This window comes from Paenibacillus sp. RUD330, from assembly GCF_002243345.2.
Lineage (GTDB): Bacteria > Bacillota > Bacilli > Paenibacillales > Paenibacillaceae > Paenibacillus_O.
Genome location: NZ_CP022655.2, coordinates 1,416,110 through 1,431,657 on the forward strand (window position 1 = coordinate 1,416,110; position 15,548 = coordinate 1,431,657).

General features: G+C 59.6%; 11 protein-coding genes. 7 read left to right on the forward strand and 4 right to left on the reverse strand.

What is annotated here, in order from left to right; all coding sequences use genetic code 11:
• The first annotated feature begins 217 nt into the window (after positions 1-217).
• From CIC07_RS06150 to CIC07_RS06165, 4 genes are all read left to right on the forward strand, one after another.
• Positions 218-706, forward strand: coding sequence for a zinc ribbon domain-containing protein (locus tag CIC07_RS06150; protein ID WP_083688673.1), 489 nt, complete (start codon positions 218-220; stop codon positions 704-706).
• Positions 707-804: 98 nt separating this feature from the next.
• Complete coding sequence (locus CIC07_RS06155) at positions 805-1,404, forward strand: carbohydrate-binding family 9-like protein (RefSeq protein WP_157742026.1); 600 nt, start codon at positions 805-807, stop codon at positions 1,402-1,404.
• 254 nt (positions 1,405-1,658) lie between these two features.
• Entirely contained in the window at positions 1,659-2,540 is an 882-nt protein-coding gene (locus CIC07_RS06160) for a cation diffusion facilitator family transporter (protein WP_076359399.1), read from the forward strand.
• Between the two features lie 1,000 nt (positions 2,541-3,540).
• Positions 3,541-5,172 (forward strand): SH3 domain-containing C40 family peptidase, encoded by a 1,632-nt coding sequence (locus tag CIC07_RS06165; protein WP_076359400.1) that lies wholly within the window; start codon positions 3,541-3,543, stop codon positions 5,170-5,172.
• Between the two features lie 227 nt (positions 5,173-5,399).
• On the opposite strand, the gene CIC07_RS06170 is transcribed toward CIC07_RS06165, so the two are convergent.
• Both CIC07_RS06170 and CIC07_RS06175 read right to left on the reverse strand, forming a co-directional pair.
• On the reverse strand, positions 5,400-6,818 hold the full coding sequence (locus CIC07_RS06170) for an NAD-dependent malic enzyme (protein WP_076359401.1): 1,419 nt from the start codon (positions 6,816-6,818) through the stop codon (positions 5,400-5,402).
• A 114-nt stretch (positions 6,819-6,932) separates the two neighbouring features.
• The gene (locus CIC07_RS06175) at positions 6,933-8,051 is read right to left on the reverse strand and encodes an MGDG synthase family glycosyltransferase (protein ID WP_076359402.1); all 1,119 of its coding nucleotides are present in this window, start codon (positions 8,049-8,051) and stop codon (positions 6,933-6,935) included.
• 177 nt (positions 8,052-8,228) lie between these two features.
• Between CIC07_RS06175 and kapB the strand changes: the two genes are divergently transcribed.
• Positions 8,229-8,621: a sporulation phosphorelay system protein KapB gene (gene kapB, locus CIC07_RS06180; RefSeq protein WP_076359403.1), complete on the forward strand. Its 393-nt coding sequence runs from the start codon at positions 8,229-8,231 to the stop codon at positions 8,619-8,621.
• A gap of 667 nt (positions 8,622-9,288) precedes the next feature.
• Entirely contained in the window at positions 9,289-13,896 is a 4,608-nt protein-coding gene (gene gltB / locus CIC07_RS06185) for a glutamate synthase large subunit (RefSeq protein ID WP_094248355.1), read from the forward strand.
• 206 nt (positions 13,897-14,102) lie between these two features.
• Here the strand turns inward: gltB and CIC07_RS06190 are convergent, their stop codons facing one another.
• Entirely contained in the window at positions 14,103-14,261 is a 159-nt protein-coding gene (locus tag CIC07_RS06190; RefSeq protein ID WP_157742028.1) for a hypothetical protein, read from the reverse strand.
• A 258-nt stretch (positions 14,262-14,519) separates the two neighbouring features.
• On the reverse strand, positions 14,520-14,888 hold the full coding sequence (locus CIC07_RS06195) for a helix-turn-helix domain-containing protein (protein ID WP_094248356.1): 369 nt from the start codon (positions 14,886-14,888) through the stop codon (positions 14,520-14,522).
• 396 nt (positions 14,889-15,284) lie between these two features.
• Here CIC07_RS06195 and CIC07_RS06200 point away from each other — a divergent pair, with 396 nt between their 5' ends.
• Positions 15,285-15,545, forward strand: a complete 261-nt coding sequence (locus tag CIC07_RS06200; RefSeq protein ID WP_076359406.1) for a hypothetical protein — start codon at positions 15,285-15,287, stop codon at positions 15,543-15,545.
• Positions 15,546-15,548: the final 3 nt, after the last annotated feature.

A 15,548-nucleotide genomic window follows, 5' to 3' on the forward strand; every position in this document is an offset into this window, starting at 1 on the left:
AAGTGGCGCAGTCTTGGAGATTCCATTATATCCGCTGAGGCAATGGGCTTAGCAGTCACAGGCGTAATGACAGAGGGTGACATTTGTCATGGTTCCGCCCAGATAGTTCAAGACGCGGAAGTCGAGGGAGAGGATCGGACGGTTGAACGGACAAGCCTGCTTGGTGTAGCCTTGAGGAAGAAATGCGGCGGGCTTCCGAAGCCTGCAGCGGGGAGAGATGATGATGTCGTTATTCGATAAAATGAAGCAGGGAGCCGCGGAAGCGGCCAAGGCGGCGCAGCAGACGATGGAGATCGCCAGGTTGAAATCGCTGATCGTCCTGAAGCAGCGGGACATCGGCAAGCAGAAAAAAGCGATCGGAGACGCGGTCTACGAGGCTTACCGCAGAGAGGATATCGCCTCCTCGCATGAGGCGGCGTTCCGCTTGTGCCAAGGCATCGTGACGGCGGAGCATGACATCGCCGAGCTGCAGGACAAGATCCGCATGCTGAAGACGGTCAAGGCTTGCCCGTCCTGCGGACGCGAAGTAGAGCTCGGGGCTGGCGTTTGCACCGGCTGCGGGCATGTCTTCCCCCAGGTGGCCGCCGCGGAATCTCTCCAGCTGGAGGGCGAGGTCCGGGTGCTGTGCGGCAGCTGCAAGACCGAGAACGCGCTCGACGCCCGCCGCTGCGTTTCCTGCGGGAAGGAGCTGGGCTCATGGGCGTAGGAGAAGAGGGCGTTCGGAAGGAACAGTCTGCCATGCCCGCATACGAATGTCCGTACCGGGAATTCTCATTTCCCCATGATGCATCCGGAGAACAAGCCATGGACGATCCGCTCCGCAACGCAATGCCGCAGGCCGACTGGTCCGGAGTTCCGGCTGTCCGTCTCCGCGACACGGTGACGGGAGGGACTGTCCGGGAGAAGACGTCGATGCAGGCTTGCTGGAACGACCTGGGGCTGCTCGTGCGCTTCGATTGCGAGGATTGCTATATCCTTTCCGATTTTACCCGGAGGGACGAGCCTCTATACGAGCAGGACGTCGTGGAGCTGTTCATCGACGAAGAAGGCGATGGCAGAGAATACATGGAGCTGGAGATCAGCCCGCGGGGAATCGTATTCGACGCCCGGATCTCCAATAACGGCAGCGGCATGCCGCAAGGGATCCAAGCCGACACCGGCTGGGATGCGGTCGGCCTCGCCGTGAAGGTGGAGACGCCTGCAGAGGGCAGCAGGGCGTACGAGCTGTTTTTGCCGGCTGCCGAATTCCGCTCCCCGCTCCGCAAAGGCTTGAAGTGGAGAGTCAATGCCTACCGAATCGACCATGCGCCCGGAAGAGAGCCCGAGCTGCAGGCGTGGAGCCCGACAGGCAAGCCGTGGTTCCATGTGCCGGGACGGTTCGGGCTATTTGTCCTTGGAGAATGAAGCCTTTTATTCAACCGATTTCTAGGATGGGTTGCGACCGCTTGGCCTGCCTGGCCAGGCGGTCTTTTTGCCGGGCGGGCGAGGATGGGGCGATTGAAAAAGGAAAATTCAGGGTATGCTATCAGCGTTGGAGACGGCATGGACAGCGTTTTGTTTCGACAAAAGAAAGGCCTTGAACAACAATGTTTCTCTAGGCCCACTGGAGCCGGAGCGCGTATTATGGTCGTATCGCGAGGAGAGGGGCAAAACCATTCGTGTCTACCGAACAGCAGTATGCCGATATCCGCAAGGGAGAAAGGGGCGCTTGGGTCAGCATCGCCGCGTATCTCGTTCTGTCCACCGCCAAGATCGTCGCCGGATACTACTTCGCGTCGAAGGCGCTCTCCGCGGACGGCTACAACAACCTGACCGATATCGTGGCTTCCTTCGCCGTGCTGATCGGCCTGCGGATCTCGCAGAAGCCGCCGGACAAGGACCACCCCTACGGCCACTTCCGGGCGGAGACGATCGCCTCGCTGATCGCTTCCTTCATCATGGCGACGGTCGGCCTGCAGGTGCTGATCAATTCGGTCAAGTCCTTGTTCCGAAGCGCTGGAGAGCCGCCTAATGCCTTGTCGGCCGCAGTAGCCGTCGCCTCCGCCGTCATCATGTACGGCGTCTACCTCTACAACCGCAGGCTGTCCCGGCAGATCAACAGCAGCGCCTTGAATGCGGCGGCGAAGGACAATCTGTCCGATGCCCTCGTCAGCATCGGCGCCGCCGTCGGCATCGGGGGAGCGGCGCTGGGCTGGGCATGGCTCGACCCGCTGGCGGCGATCGCCGTCGGCGTCATCATCTGCAAGACGGCATGGGAGATCTTTTACAGCTCGACGCACGCCCTTACGGACGGCTTCGACGACAGCGAGCTGCTGACGCTCCGGTCCTCGATCGAGAAGGTGGACGGCGTGAAGTCGATCAAGGATCTCAAGGCTCGCGTGCATGGCAGCCATGTCCTGGTCGATGTCATTGTGCTGGTGGATTCCCGGCTTACGCTGGTGGAAAGCCATCGGATCAGCGACGAGATCGAGACCCGGATGGAGCGCAAGCACAATATCATGAGCGTTCATGTGCATGTCGAGCCTTACGAGCCGGCATGAACGGCTTCGGTATGGCAAGGATAGACCCCTGAGGAATCCGTTCCTCGGGGGTTTATTTTTGTTTGCGAAGCGTATAGAGCGGGAATCGGGACAGACTGTGCCCGTCTTCGGCGCGGCAAGCTGTTCCTGTAGGCTGTCATGCCGGAAATAGGGATTGGGATGGAGCTTACTGGCGGAGAGGGTGGACTTGCCGGGAATAAGGGTTGAAATGGAGCTTAATGGGCGTGGAGAGGGTGGACTAGCCGGAAATAAGGACCGAAATGGACCTTAATGGGCGTGGAGAGAGTGGATATGCCGGAAATAAGGACCGAAATGGAGCTTAATGGGTGTGGAGAGGGTGGACTAGCCGGAAATAAGGACCGAAATGGAGCTTAATGGGCTTGGAGAGGGTGGATATGCCGGAAATAAGGACCGAAATGGAGCTTAATGGGCGTGGAGAGAGTGGATAGCCGGAAATAAGGTCTGAAATGAACTTTAATGGGCGTGGAGAGAGTGGATATGCCGGAAATAAGTACCGAAATGAACCTTAATGGGCGCGGGGAGGGTGGACTAGCCGGAAATAAGGTCTGAAATGAACCTTAATGGGCGTGGAGAGGGTGGACATGCCGGGAATAAGGCTTGAAATGGAGCTTAATGGGCGTGGAGAGAGTGGATATGCCGGAAATAAGGACCGAAATGAACCTTAATGGGCGTGGAGAGAGTGGATATGCCGGAAATAAGGACCGAAATGGGTCTTATTCGCCGTGTGCGGGAGCTGGTCGAGCTATTTTTGGGAACAAGGTACGATGTTCCTTTTGCGGACAAGAATCTACAATAGATGGCAGAGGCAGCTAAAGTTCCTCCCTTCATTTGCCGATAGATCAGATACAGGTTTGTCTATTTTTGATGTACTGCAGCTGGCGGGATAGGCGGCCGGCTGTTGCAATCCGTTTGGGTTGGCGAGGCCGGGTCCTGATTAGACAATCGACATTTGACAGATGAAGGGAGTCGTGATCGACGCATGAACAAATCATTGGCAGCCGCCGTTTTGGCCGCAAGCTTGGCGCTGGGAATTGCCGCTCCATCCGCCGTGTCGGCGGCGACGCAAAAAGCCCAGACACAAGGCAACGTAAACCTGCGCGCCGAACCGGCTACAGCTGGGAAGGTTCTCCGCACTCTGCCCAAGGGGGAGCAGATATCCGTCCTGCAGCGAGTGGACAACTACTGGCTCAAGGTGCAGGACAAGTCCGGCACGGTCGGATATGTGTCCGCTTCCAGCTCCTATATTACGATGTTGGACGCCGCAGCTGCCGAGACCGTATCCGACGCTTCCGCCGGCAAGCCGGCGGCTTCTGCAGCGAGCAGCAAATTCGCGAGCAACGCGAAAGCCGCTTCGACGGTAGCGCTGCGTGTCGGCCCTTCCACGGCGAGCACCCTGGTCAGGTATTTGAAAAAGGACGAGCAGATCGAGGTCAAATCGATTCCCAGCTCTTACTGGTATCAGATCGTGGATGCCAGCGGCAAGACGGGTTACGTGAGTTCGGATGCCAAATACATAACCGTAACAGGAACGCTGCCTGGCGCTAAGAGCGGCAGCACCGCCGCCGGAGCGGGCAGCGGCAGCACCGCCGCCGGAGTGGGCAGCGGCAGCACCGCCGCCGGAGCGGGCAGCGGCAGCACCGCCGCCGGAGCGGGCAGCGGCAGCACCGCCGCCGGAGCGGGCAGCGTCAGCACCGCCGCCGGAGCAGGCAGCGGCAGCACCGCCGCCGGAGCGGGCAGCGTCAGCACCGCCGCCGGAGCAGGCAGCGTCAGCAGCGCCGCCGTAGCGGGCAGCGTCAGCACCGCCGCCGGAGCGGGCAGCGGCAGCACCGCCGCCGGAGCAGGCAGCGTCAGCACCGCCGCATTCGCTCCGAACGCCGTGGCTGTTGCGGCCGTGACGCTGCGCAAGGGGCCGTCGTCATCCTACGACCAGATCCGCAACCTGAAGAGCGGAGAGTCGATCCAGGTGACAGCGGTGCCGAACAGCTACTGGTACATGGTCAAGGATGCGGCCGGTGTCACGGGCTACGTCAGCTCCGATGCCAAATATATTTCCGTTACGGGAACGCTCCCCGGCGGAGGCGCTCCAAGCCCGCAGCCGTCCGTCCCGACTCCGACTCCAGCGCCGACTCCGCAGCCTTCCCCGCCTTCGGCCGGGACAAGCTTGAGCCCGCAGGCCTCCGAGCAGATCGAGGCTGTCATCAATGCCGGACTGAAGTATCTGGGAACGCCCTATGAGTACGGCTCCAGCCGCAGCGACACGTCTACGTTCGACTGTTCGGACTTTGTCCGGCAAGCCTTCCTGGACGCGCTCAGCCTGCAGCTGCCGGTCGATTCCAGGGGACAAGGGCAATATGTGTTGGATCGAGGCGCCTATACGACGGACTGGAACTCCCTCAAGAGAGGGGATCTCATGTTCTTCGTGTCGTCCGGGACCAAGGTGAACAACTCCGGTCCTTTGGATTCCTCGATCATCACCCATGTAGGCATGTATCTCGGTGACAACAAGATCCTGCAGACTTACTCCAAGGAATCCGGGGGCGTGCAAGTCACGACGGTATCCCCGACATCCAACTGGCAGTTCCGCTTCCTTTTTGGCGGCAGCGCGGTCTAAACGAACAAGGAGGGCGCCATCCCACGGGATGGCGCCCTCCTTGTTTTTATTTATCTCCGCCCGATCGGGAGCCCCCGAGCGGAATAAGCCGAACAATCCGCCTCATTCCGCCCACCGGCCAGCTCCGCCCACCGGCCAGCTCCGCCCACCGGCCAGCTTCGCTGAACCGACGAAGCCCCGCCGGGCTGGACAACCTTCCGTCCGGCCCGGCGGGGCTTCGGTATGGCTTACAGAGCGTCCTTCGGATTCCGGCGGGCGACGCCGCTGGCGCGTGCCGCCTGGACGACGCGGCGGCGGACTTCCTCGACGACCTTGGCGTTGAACACGCTCGGGATGATGTAGCTGCGGCTCAGCTCGTCCTCGCCTACCGTGGAGGCGATCGCTTCGGCTGCGGCAAGCTTCATCTCTTCGTTGATCGTATTGGCGCGGCAATCGAGAGCGCCGCGGAAGATGCCGGGGAAGCACAGGACGTTGTTGATCTGGTTCGGATAGTCGGAGCGGCCCGTCGCGAAGACGGCGACGATGTCCTCCGCTTCCTCCGGACGAATCTCCGGCTCCGGATTGGCCATCGCGAACACGATCGGCTGCTCGTTCATCGTCTGGACCATATGGCGCTTGAGGATGCCGCCGGCCGACAGCCCGATGAACACATCCGCTCCGGCAATCGCTTCGGTCAGTCCGCCGCTCACGCGATCCGGATTGGTGTTGCCCGCGTACCAGTTCCACATCGGATGCGCGTACTCCTTGTCCGCTGTCAGAATGCCCTCGCGGTCGACGCCGAGCACGTTGCGGGCTCCGCCGGCCAGCAGCATCTTGGTGCAGGCCGTTCCTGCCGCGCCGATGCCGCAGACGACGATCTTGGCGTCCTCGATCCGCTTGCCCGTCAGGCGCAGGGCGTTGAGCAGCCCAGCGTACAGGACGACAGCCGTGCCGTGCTGGTCATCGTGGAACACCGGAATGTTCAGCTCTTCGCGCAGCCGCTCTTCGATCTCGAAGCAGCGAGGGGCCGAGATGTCCTCCAGGTTGATGCCGCCGAAGCCTGGAGCGATGGCTTTGACCGCAGCGATGATCTCTTCCGTATCCTGCGTGTCCAGGCAGATCGGGAAGGCGTCGACGTCTGCGAATTGCTTGAACAGCATCGCCTTGCCCTCCATGACCGGCATGGCCGCTTCAGGACCGATGTTGCCGAGGCCGAGCACAGCGCTGCCGTCGGAGACGACGGCGACCGTGTTGCGCTTGATCGTCAGAGAGAACGCTTTGGAAGGATCCTCATGGATAGCCGTGCAGACGCGGGCGACTTCAGGCGTGTACACCCTCGACAGGTCGTCGCGGTTTTGGATCGGCGTCTTCGGCTGGATCGTGATCTTGCCGCCAAGATGGAGCAGGAAGGTGCGGTCGGAGGTGTTGATGACGCGGATTCCGTTGATCAAGCCGAGCGATTTGCCCAGTCTCTCCGTCGTTCCGGTATCTTTGACCTTGACCGTCAAGTCGCGAGTCGTGCTGCCCTTGCTCGTCGAAATGACGTCGATGGCGATCACGTCGCCGCCCGCGGCTTCGATCGCCGATACGACGGAGCTGAAATTGGTACCGCTCTCAATTTCGAGCCTGACAATGACTGTTTTTCCATCCAACGCTTTGTTATCCATGCGCTCATCTCCTCAGGTGAGCCTCTCCGCCGCAGCGGGAGGCGTGTGTTTTGAATGTTTAGGCAGAAGGCCTGAACGGTGTGCAGCTAATGTTCCGCCAGAAAGCCGGAGCCGTCAATGCATCAGCCGCAAGACGGCGGTCGGGCATTCCAGGGGGTCGTACTGCTGATTGCGCTTGCTCATGAGAGTCTGCCTGTACTCTCCGGAGCTGTAGGGCTGCTGGATCATCCGGAACCACTTGTCGATCGTGCCGGACGATTGCAGCAGTTCCCCGAAGCCGCTGCGGATGAAGTACTCCAGATTCTCTTCCTCCTGGCCGGGTATCGGCTTGTGGAAGAGCATCGGGATGCCTTTGCTCATGCCTTCGGTGCAGGTCATGCCTCCCGGCTTGGTCACGAGCAGATCGGAGGCGTCCATGAGCTTGGATATCTCCTTCGTGAAGCCGAGCACGCGGATGTTGGGATGGACGAATCGGGGATCCTCCAGCATGGCTTCGCGGGATTTTCCGTTCGTGCCCGTGCAGAAGATCAGCTGGACCTCCTCGCGCCATCTCGTCATGTACGTGATGAACTCGTCCTCTTCCTCCATCAGGCCCCATCCGCCGCCCATGACCAGGACGGTCGGCATGATCTTGAGTCCAAGCTCCTGCTGCGCTTCCGCTTGGTTCTGGGCTTGCCAGAACTGGGGATGAACCGGTATTCCGGTGACCTCAATTCGGGCCGGCGGGATTCCCCGCTCCATCAGCTTGCGCTTGACGACGGGCGTAGAGACCAGATAATGGTTCACTTCCGGGCTGGCCCAGGTGCCATGGGCGTCGTAATCGGTGATCAGCGTATATAAAGGCACATCGAGTCCGAGCCTTTTGAGCCGTGCGACAGCCGCATTGGGACCCGGATGGGTGCAGACGACGATCTCCGGCTTGAGCTGCTGGATGACCTGCTCGGTCTGCGTATAGAAGATCCGGTGAATGGCCAGCTGCGTGAACCGGTTGAAGGAACGCTTATAATTGGTGCGGTACATCATGCCGACCAGCTTAGGCTGCTTGCCTACGGTTTTGCGGTATGCGGACATGATCAGCGGGGCCAAGACCGGATTAAGGAATTTACCCAGCTCGAGCACCCGTGTCTGGACATCCGGAGACAGCTGCCTGAGTCCGGCAGCGAGCGCGTAAGCCGCTTGCGTATGACCGGATCCGAACCCCTCTGAGAGCAACAGCACCCTTTTCTTGCGCATGCACTCACCTACTTTTCTCTATCCCAATATTACGACGAGCGCGGTAGGAAAGACAAGCATGGGAGTTGGGAGTTGCATCCAGCCCCGCTTCTCCGATATTCTTGGCATGACGGAACGAGCCGCTGAATCCGCCTTTGACGCCATCCAGAAACCCTATATAAGGAAGGATAATTTCAAATGAACGAACAACGACAGCCCGTCTCCGAAGGAGATCTGGTCCGATTCACGTACAAAACGGGAACCTACGCCGGCAGGGTGGCCGAGACCGGATCGCCTCGCTGCGTGGTGGAGACGCTTGCCGTGCTGCGCCATCCCGATCAGGGAGATCTGCATCACCCCTACGATCCGGACGTGCCTATGTTCCATGAGCGCCGCGCCTTGTCGCATCGGGAGAAGGCGCTTGTCCTGCTGCGGGATATGGAGCCGTTCCGGGGAAGCGGAATTCCGGATTACAAGGAATCTCTGGCTGCAGCGGTGCGCCTCTCGCTCGGCGAGCTGGAGCGTCTGGAGCGCTGGTCGGCCCGCGCGCGGGAGACGCTGCAGGATGTGGCGAAGGACTACACTCTTTAGGAAGCGGCCAGCCGATTTCCACGGGAAGGAATATCCTTTTCCCCGAAGCCTTTCGCCTAATGCGGCGGAAGGCTTTTTAAGCTCCATGCACATGCATAAAGCGAATAAAAATGATCTTCTTTCCTGGCTGCGTCAGGGTAGAGCGTTTTCATTTGTCGCAAAAGGGCGCCGATTCGGACAATTTGCATGTCTATACATGTCTTTGTTTACTCGAAGTTAACATGCCAAGTAATCTTATTGGGAGGAAGCGGCTTGCCTCAAAGTTGTTGTACCCAACTGGACCGGCGATGTGATACGATGATTGCAGAATCGACGCTGTACTGTGCCAAAGCGGCCGTCCGGCGCTCCCAAACCCTTGCCTGATAAGGCGTGCGGGCGATAATGAACGATATTAATAATCAGGTTTATAAAAAGAATTACATTGATAAGCCCCGTTCAGGATGATAAAATCAACGAATAACTATCGTTTCCGGAGTGTATTTCCGCTTCCTGAGCTCCATGCCGTGACCGATTATTTCTGCCAAGTTAACAACTGGACAGCCAAGCTTGAATATGAATTCGTATGCATTTTTATACATTTCGGCCGCCTTCATCCGAACCGTATACGGAGGACCTTCTGCCTGCTGTCCGTTCTTATATCTATCCTCCGACAGAAAGGTTGCATCCGATGAACAGGAAAATGACTGGATTGCCGCCGAAACAAGGCCTCTACGATCCGCAGTTCGAAAAAGACGCTTGCGGCATGGGATTTGTGGCGAACATCAAGGGAGTACCATCCCATACCATCATACGCCAGGCGCTCACCGTCCTGGAGAACATGGAACACCGCGGCGGCCAGGGCAGCGAGCCCAACACCGGCGACGGCGCAGGCATCCTTCTGCAGATCCCGCACGGCTTCTTCAAGCGCGAGCTGTCCGCCCAAGGCATCCAGCTCCCGGCTGAAGGCGCTTATGCGGTCGGCATGCTCTTCCTGCCGCAGGACCCGTCCGTGCGGGAACGGCTTGAGAACAAGCTGGAGACGATCATCGCCGAGGAAGGCCAGTCGCTGATCGGCTGGCGCACCGTGCCGACCAACGACGAGAAGCTCGGAGAATCGGCCCGCAAGGCGATGCCGTTCGTCCGCCAGGTGTTCATCGCTCGCAGCGCGGAGCTCTCGGAAGAGCTGGCATTCGAGCGCAAGCTCTATGTGATCCGCAAGCGCGCCGAGCTTGCGATCCGCTATGCCGGCGAAGAAGGCGGAGACATGTTCTATTTCCCGTCCCTCTCCAGCAAGAAGATCGTGTACAAGGGCATGCTGACGACGGAGCAGGTCCGCTCCTTCTATGTGGAGCTCAATGACGAAGCGATGGAGACGGCGCTTGCGCTCGTCCACTCCCGCTTCAGCACGAACACGTTCCCGAGCTGGGAGCGCGCCCACCCGTACCGCTACCTGATCCACAACGGCGAGATCAACACGCTGCGCGGCAACGTCAACTGGATGCATGCCCGCCAGTCGCTGTTCGCCTCCGAGCTGTTCGGAGAGGATCTGGACAAGATCAAGCCGATCATCAATCCGGACGGCTCCGATACGGCCATGTTCGACAATACGCTGGAGTTCCTGTACCTGGCCGGCCGATCCCTGCCGCATGCGGCGATGATGATGGTGCCGGAGCCTTGGTCCAACCACGAGGACATGAGCGACGAGAAAAAAGCGTTCTACGAATACCACAGCTGCCTGATGGAGCCGTGGGACGGCCCAGCCGCGATGGGATTCACGGACGGCACGCAGATCGGAGCGATCCTCGACCGCAACGGCCTTCGCCCGGCGCGCTACTACGTGACCAAGGACGATGTCATCATCCTCGGCTCCGAAGCGGGCACCGTGCACGTCGAGCCGGAGAACATCCTTTATAAGGACCGCCTTCGTCCGGGCCGGATGCTGCTCGTCGACACCAAGGAGGGCCGCATCGTCTCCGACGAAGAGGTCAAGGCGAGCATCATCGCGGAGAACCCTTACCGCGAATGGCTCGACGAGAACCTCATCAGCCTCGCCGATCTGCCGGACGCCCCGGAGCTGCCGGAGCTCGAGCATGCGACGGTGCAGCAGCGCCAGCAATCGTTCGGCTATACGTTCGAGGATCTTCGCAAGGTTCTGGAGCCGATGGCTTCGAGCGGCGTGGAGCCGATCGGCTCGATGGGCTACGACGCACCGCTGGCCGTCCTGTCCGAACGGCCGCAGCGTCTCTACAATTACTTCAAGCAATTGTTCGCCCAGGTCACCAATCCGCCGATCGACGCCATCCGCGAGGAGATCATCACCGCGACCGGCACCTCGCTCGGTCCGGAGCGCAACCTGCTGAAGCCGGAGCCGGAGAGCGCGCGCCAGATCCGTCTGGAGTCGCCTATTCTCTCGAACGAGGACTTCGCCAAGCTGCGCCATGTGCGCCGCCCGGGCTTCAAGTCGATCACGCTGCCGATCTTCTTCCCTGCCGACGGCGGAGAGGAAGGGCTGCGCAAGGCGCTGGACACGATGTGCGAGGCGGCTGACCGCGTCATCGCCAAGGGCCACAACGTCCTCATTCTGTCCGACTTCGGCTCAGATCGCGACAACTGCCCGATTCCGGCGCTGCTCGCGGTGTCTTGCCTGCATCACCATCTCATCCGCAACGAAACGCGGACCCGCGTCAGCCTCCTGCTGGAATCCGGAGAGCCGCGCGAGGTGCATCACTTCGCGCTGCTGCTCGGCTACGGCGTGAGCGCGATCAATCCGTACCTGGCGTTCGAGACGCTCGACGACATGATCCGCCAGGGCATGCTGCGCGGCGTCACGCACGAGAAGGCCGTGAAGAACTTCATCAAGGCCGCCACCAAGGGCGTGCTGAAGATTTTGTCCAAGATGGGCATTTCCACGATCCAATCCTACCGCGGAGCCCAGATCTTCGAAGCGGTCGGCCTGAAGGAAGATCTCGTCGACAAATACTTCACCTGGACGCCGTCGCGCATCGGCGGCATCGGCCTGGACATCATCGCCGAGGAGACGCTGAAGCACCACAACCGCGCCTACGCCGAGCAGGAAGGCGCCGAGAAGGAGCTTGACTCCGGCGGCGAGTACCAGTGGCGCAAGGACGGGGAGGACCATCTGTTCAGCCCGCAGACGATCCATACGCTGCAGATGGCTTCCCGCTCGAACGACTACAAGCTGTACAAGAAGTTCTCGGAGCTCGTTCAGGGCGAGGACCGCAAGTTCCTGACGCTGCGCTCGCTGCTCGACTTCAAGAAGGACCGCACCCCGGTGCCGATCGAGGAAGTCGATTCCGTGGAGAAGATCATGAGCCGCTTCAAATCCGGCGCGATGTCCTTCGGCTCCATCAGCAAGGAAGCGCATGAGAGCCTGGCCATCGCGATGAACCGCATCGGCGGCAAGTCCAATACGGGCGAGGGCGGCGAGGATCCGGCGCGCTTCATACCGGATGCCAACGGCGATTCCCGGCGAAGCGCGATCAAGCAGGTCGCTTCGGGCCGCTTCGGCGTCACGAGCAACTACCTGGTCAACGCCGACGAGATCCAGATCAAGATGGCGCAGGGCGCCAAGCCGGGCGAGGGCGGACAGCTTCCGGGACGCAAGGTCTATCCTTGGGTCGCCGAGGTTCGCGGCTCCACTCCCGGAGTCGGCCTCATCTCGCCGCCGCCGCATCATGACATCTACTCCATCGAGGATCTTGCGGAGCTGATCCATGACCTCAAGAACGCCAATCCGCGCGCCCGCATCAACGTCAAGCTCGTATCCGAGGTCGGCGTCGGCACGATCGCGGCCGGCGTCGCCAAGGGCCGCGCGGACGTCATTCTCGTCAGCGGCTACGACGGAGGCACGGGAGCTTCTCCGATGAACTCCATGCGCCACGCGGGCCTGCCATGGGAGCTCGGCCTTGCCGAGACCCATCAGACGCTCATGCTCAACAACCTGCGCGACCGCGTCGTCGTGGAGACCGACGGCAAGATCATGAACGGCCGCGACCTCGCGATCGCCGCTCTGCTGGGCGCCGAGGAGTTCGGCTTCTCGACCGCTCCGCTCGTCGTGCTCGGCTGCGTCATGATGCGCGTCTGCCAGCTGGATACATGCCCGGTCGGCGTTGCGACGCAGAATCCGGAGCTGCGCAGCAAGTTCATGGGCGATCCGTCCCATGTCGTGAACTACATGACGTTCGTCGCCCAGGAAATGCGCGAGTACATGGCGGAGCTCGGCTTCCGCACGGTCAACGAGATGGTCGGCCGCGTGGATCTGCTGGAGTCCAAGGAACTGATCCATCATTACAAGCTGCGCGGCATCGACTTGACGCCGCTCCTGCATATCCCGGAAGTGCCGCATGGCGCATCCCGCCACAACGTGCAGCAGCAGAACCACGGGCTCGAAGAGACGCTCGACATGCAGAGCCTGCTGCCGGCGGCGGCGCCGGCCCTTGAGCGCGGCGAGCGTGTGGAAGCCTCGTTCCAGGTCGGCAATACGAACCGAGTCATCGGCACGATTCTGGGCAGCGAGGTCACCCGCCGCTACGGAGCCAAGGGACTGCCGGAAGACACGATCAGCCTTCGCTTCACCGGCTCAGCCGGCCAGAGCTTCGGCGCCTTCGTGCCGAAGGGCATTACGCTTACGCTTGAAGGGGACTCCAACGACTACGTCGGCAAAGGCCTCTCGGGCGGCAAGATCATCGTCGCTCCGTCGCCGAAGGCGACCTTCAAGGCGGAGGACAACGTCATTATCGGCAACACCGCCTTCTACGGCGCTACCGGCGGCGAGGCTTACATCCGCGGCATCGCCGGAGAGCGCTTCGCGGTACGGAACAGCGGCGTGAAGGTCGTTATCGAGGGTACAGGCGACCACGGATGCGAATACATGACAGGCGGACGCGTCGTCGTGCTGGGGGGCACGGGACGGAACTTCGCGGCCGGCATGTCAGGCGGCGTGGCGTATGTGCTCGATGAGCAGCGCACCTTCTACAAGCAAGTGAACATGGAGATGGTCCTGCTGGAGAGAGTCGAGGCGGAGGAAGACATCGCGGAGCTCCGCTCCCTGATCGAAGCCCATGTCTCGTACACCGGCAGCGCCGTAGGCGAGCGCCTGCTTGCGGATTGGGAGCAGTCTCTGGACAGCTTCGTCCGCGTCATTCCCAAGGACTACAAGCGCATGCTGGAGCAGATCCGCAAGGCGGAAGAGGAAGACGGCCTGGAGGGCGAGCATGCTCTTCTGGCGGCGTTTGAAGCCAACATGCGCGAGCTTGCCCGTGTAGGCGGCAACTGATCCGAAGCAAAAGCAGGAACCGGCATCCTCCAATTGGAGGATGCCGGTTCTTTTTTTACCCTTTTTTGCAGGTTATGATACCTATTGTAACTATACATGCTGTAACGCTCATATGTATCATTCAGGCCTATTTGGCTCTTTCAGCTGGGGGGCTGGGCTGATGGGAGAGGCTGGGCAAGAAGGGCCGACAGGCGCGGAAGAGCTTGCTATTTGTTCTTCTCCTCTTGCGACGTGGGGGCGGAATGGTCCTTGAAGATGCGCTGAATGGCGAGTTCGCTGTCGATACCGAGCTGTTCCAGAATGAGCCTGACATCCAGCTCTACCCGAGGAGGTAGCTTATTGCCGTCTTGATGATTGGTTACCATATTGTTCAACCCACTCCCATTTCTCTCATTTATTATCTCTACTTGGGAACATAGTAGATAGTATAAATGACGCATGACGCAAAAGCTGTCGGAATCTGAAGGACAAGTTTGGATAATTTTGGTTGATAATTGTCGAAACAGGGACCTTAGGGTCATGGAATTGTCGCTACTTTAAACCTAACGCAGCGGACAACCGGGTCAAATCAAAAAATAAACCCGCCTGCATACAGGCGGGCTTCAGCATTTCAGCGGGCATTTTCACCTCATGGAGCGTTCGGCGCGGATAAAGGCGATGAATCTCTTCGCTTCTTCAGCGGTCAGCTTGCGGCCGTCGATGGAAAAGGCGAATTTCTCCAGCATTTCCTGATCGGACAGCTCCAGGCTGGAGACGAATTCTCCAACCCCCGCATCGAGAACACCGGCGGGATTGTCGGTTCTTCCGACCAGATAGTCGATGGATACATGGTATAAATCCGCAAATTTCGCCAGCGTATCGGTATCCGGCTCCCGCCGGTTTTTTTCATAATGAGACAAGGCCGCGCGGGAAATTCCGAGCGTTACAGAGGTCTGTTCCTGAGTCCAGCCTCGTTCTTCTCTTAGTCTCGCGATCCGAGTTCCAATGTCCATTAGGTACCTCCTAGATCTCTATATAACCCAGTTTAATACGGAAATGAGCGTTATGGATGATTTGCTACGAATAGTCGCATTTTTGAAATCAGGGATGGAAAATCGCTTGACATGTTACGAATTGTATCGTAAAGTTGGAGATGTTAAAGATACATTCTGTATCATATATATGCCATGATTCCCGAATCAAATCCCCTTTATTCATGCTGGCCAGCAGCATTTTGTCGGAGGTGAAGGATGGTCGTCCGTCGTAATTTGGAGCCCGGATCTGACATATTAAGTCAGGCGCGCATGGGCCGCAAGCTTCTTGGGGATATCCGCATCTCCGAAGTTCGGGGAAGGGCGGTTCAATCCCGATCGCGCAAAGTCTTGTTACATACTATGAGCCCGGATCGGATGGAATTCTCCACCACGCTGCTGTTCCCCGTCCAGAACGGTTACCGGCTCACCCTCACCCTCATGCTCAACCGGCAAATGTACCTCATCACCGGCACGGTTGGATCCAGAGCCAAGTCCGGCAATCTGTATCATTACGAGCTGGACATTACCGGCCGATCCGTCAGCCGTCTCGAATGGATCCGCGGATTGAATGATTGGCTGCTGCGCGGCCAGCCGGCCCGGCATCCTTATAAAGTCCACTATATTTATCGGAAGTGAACC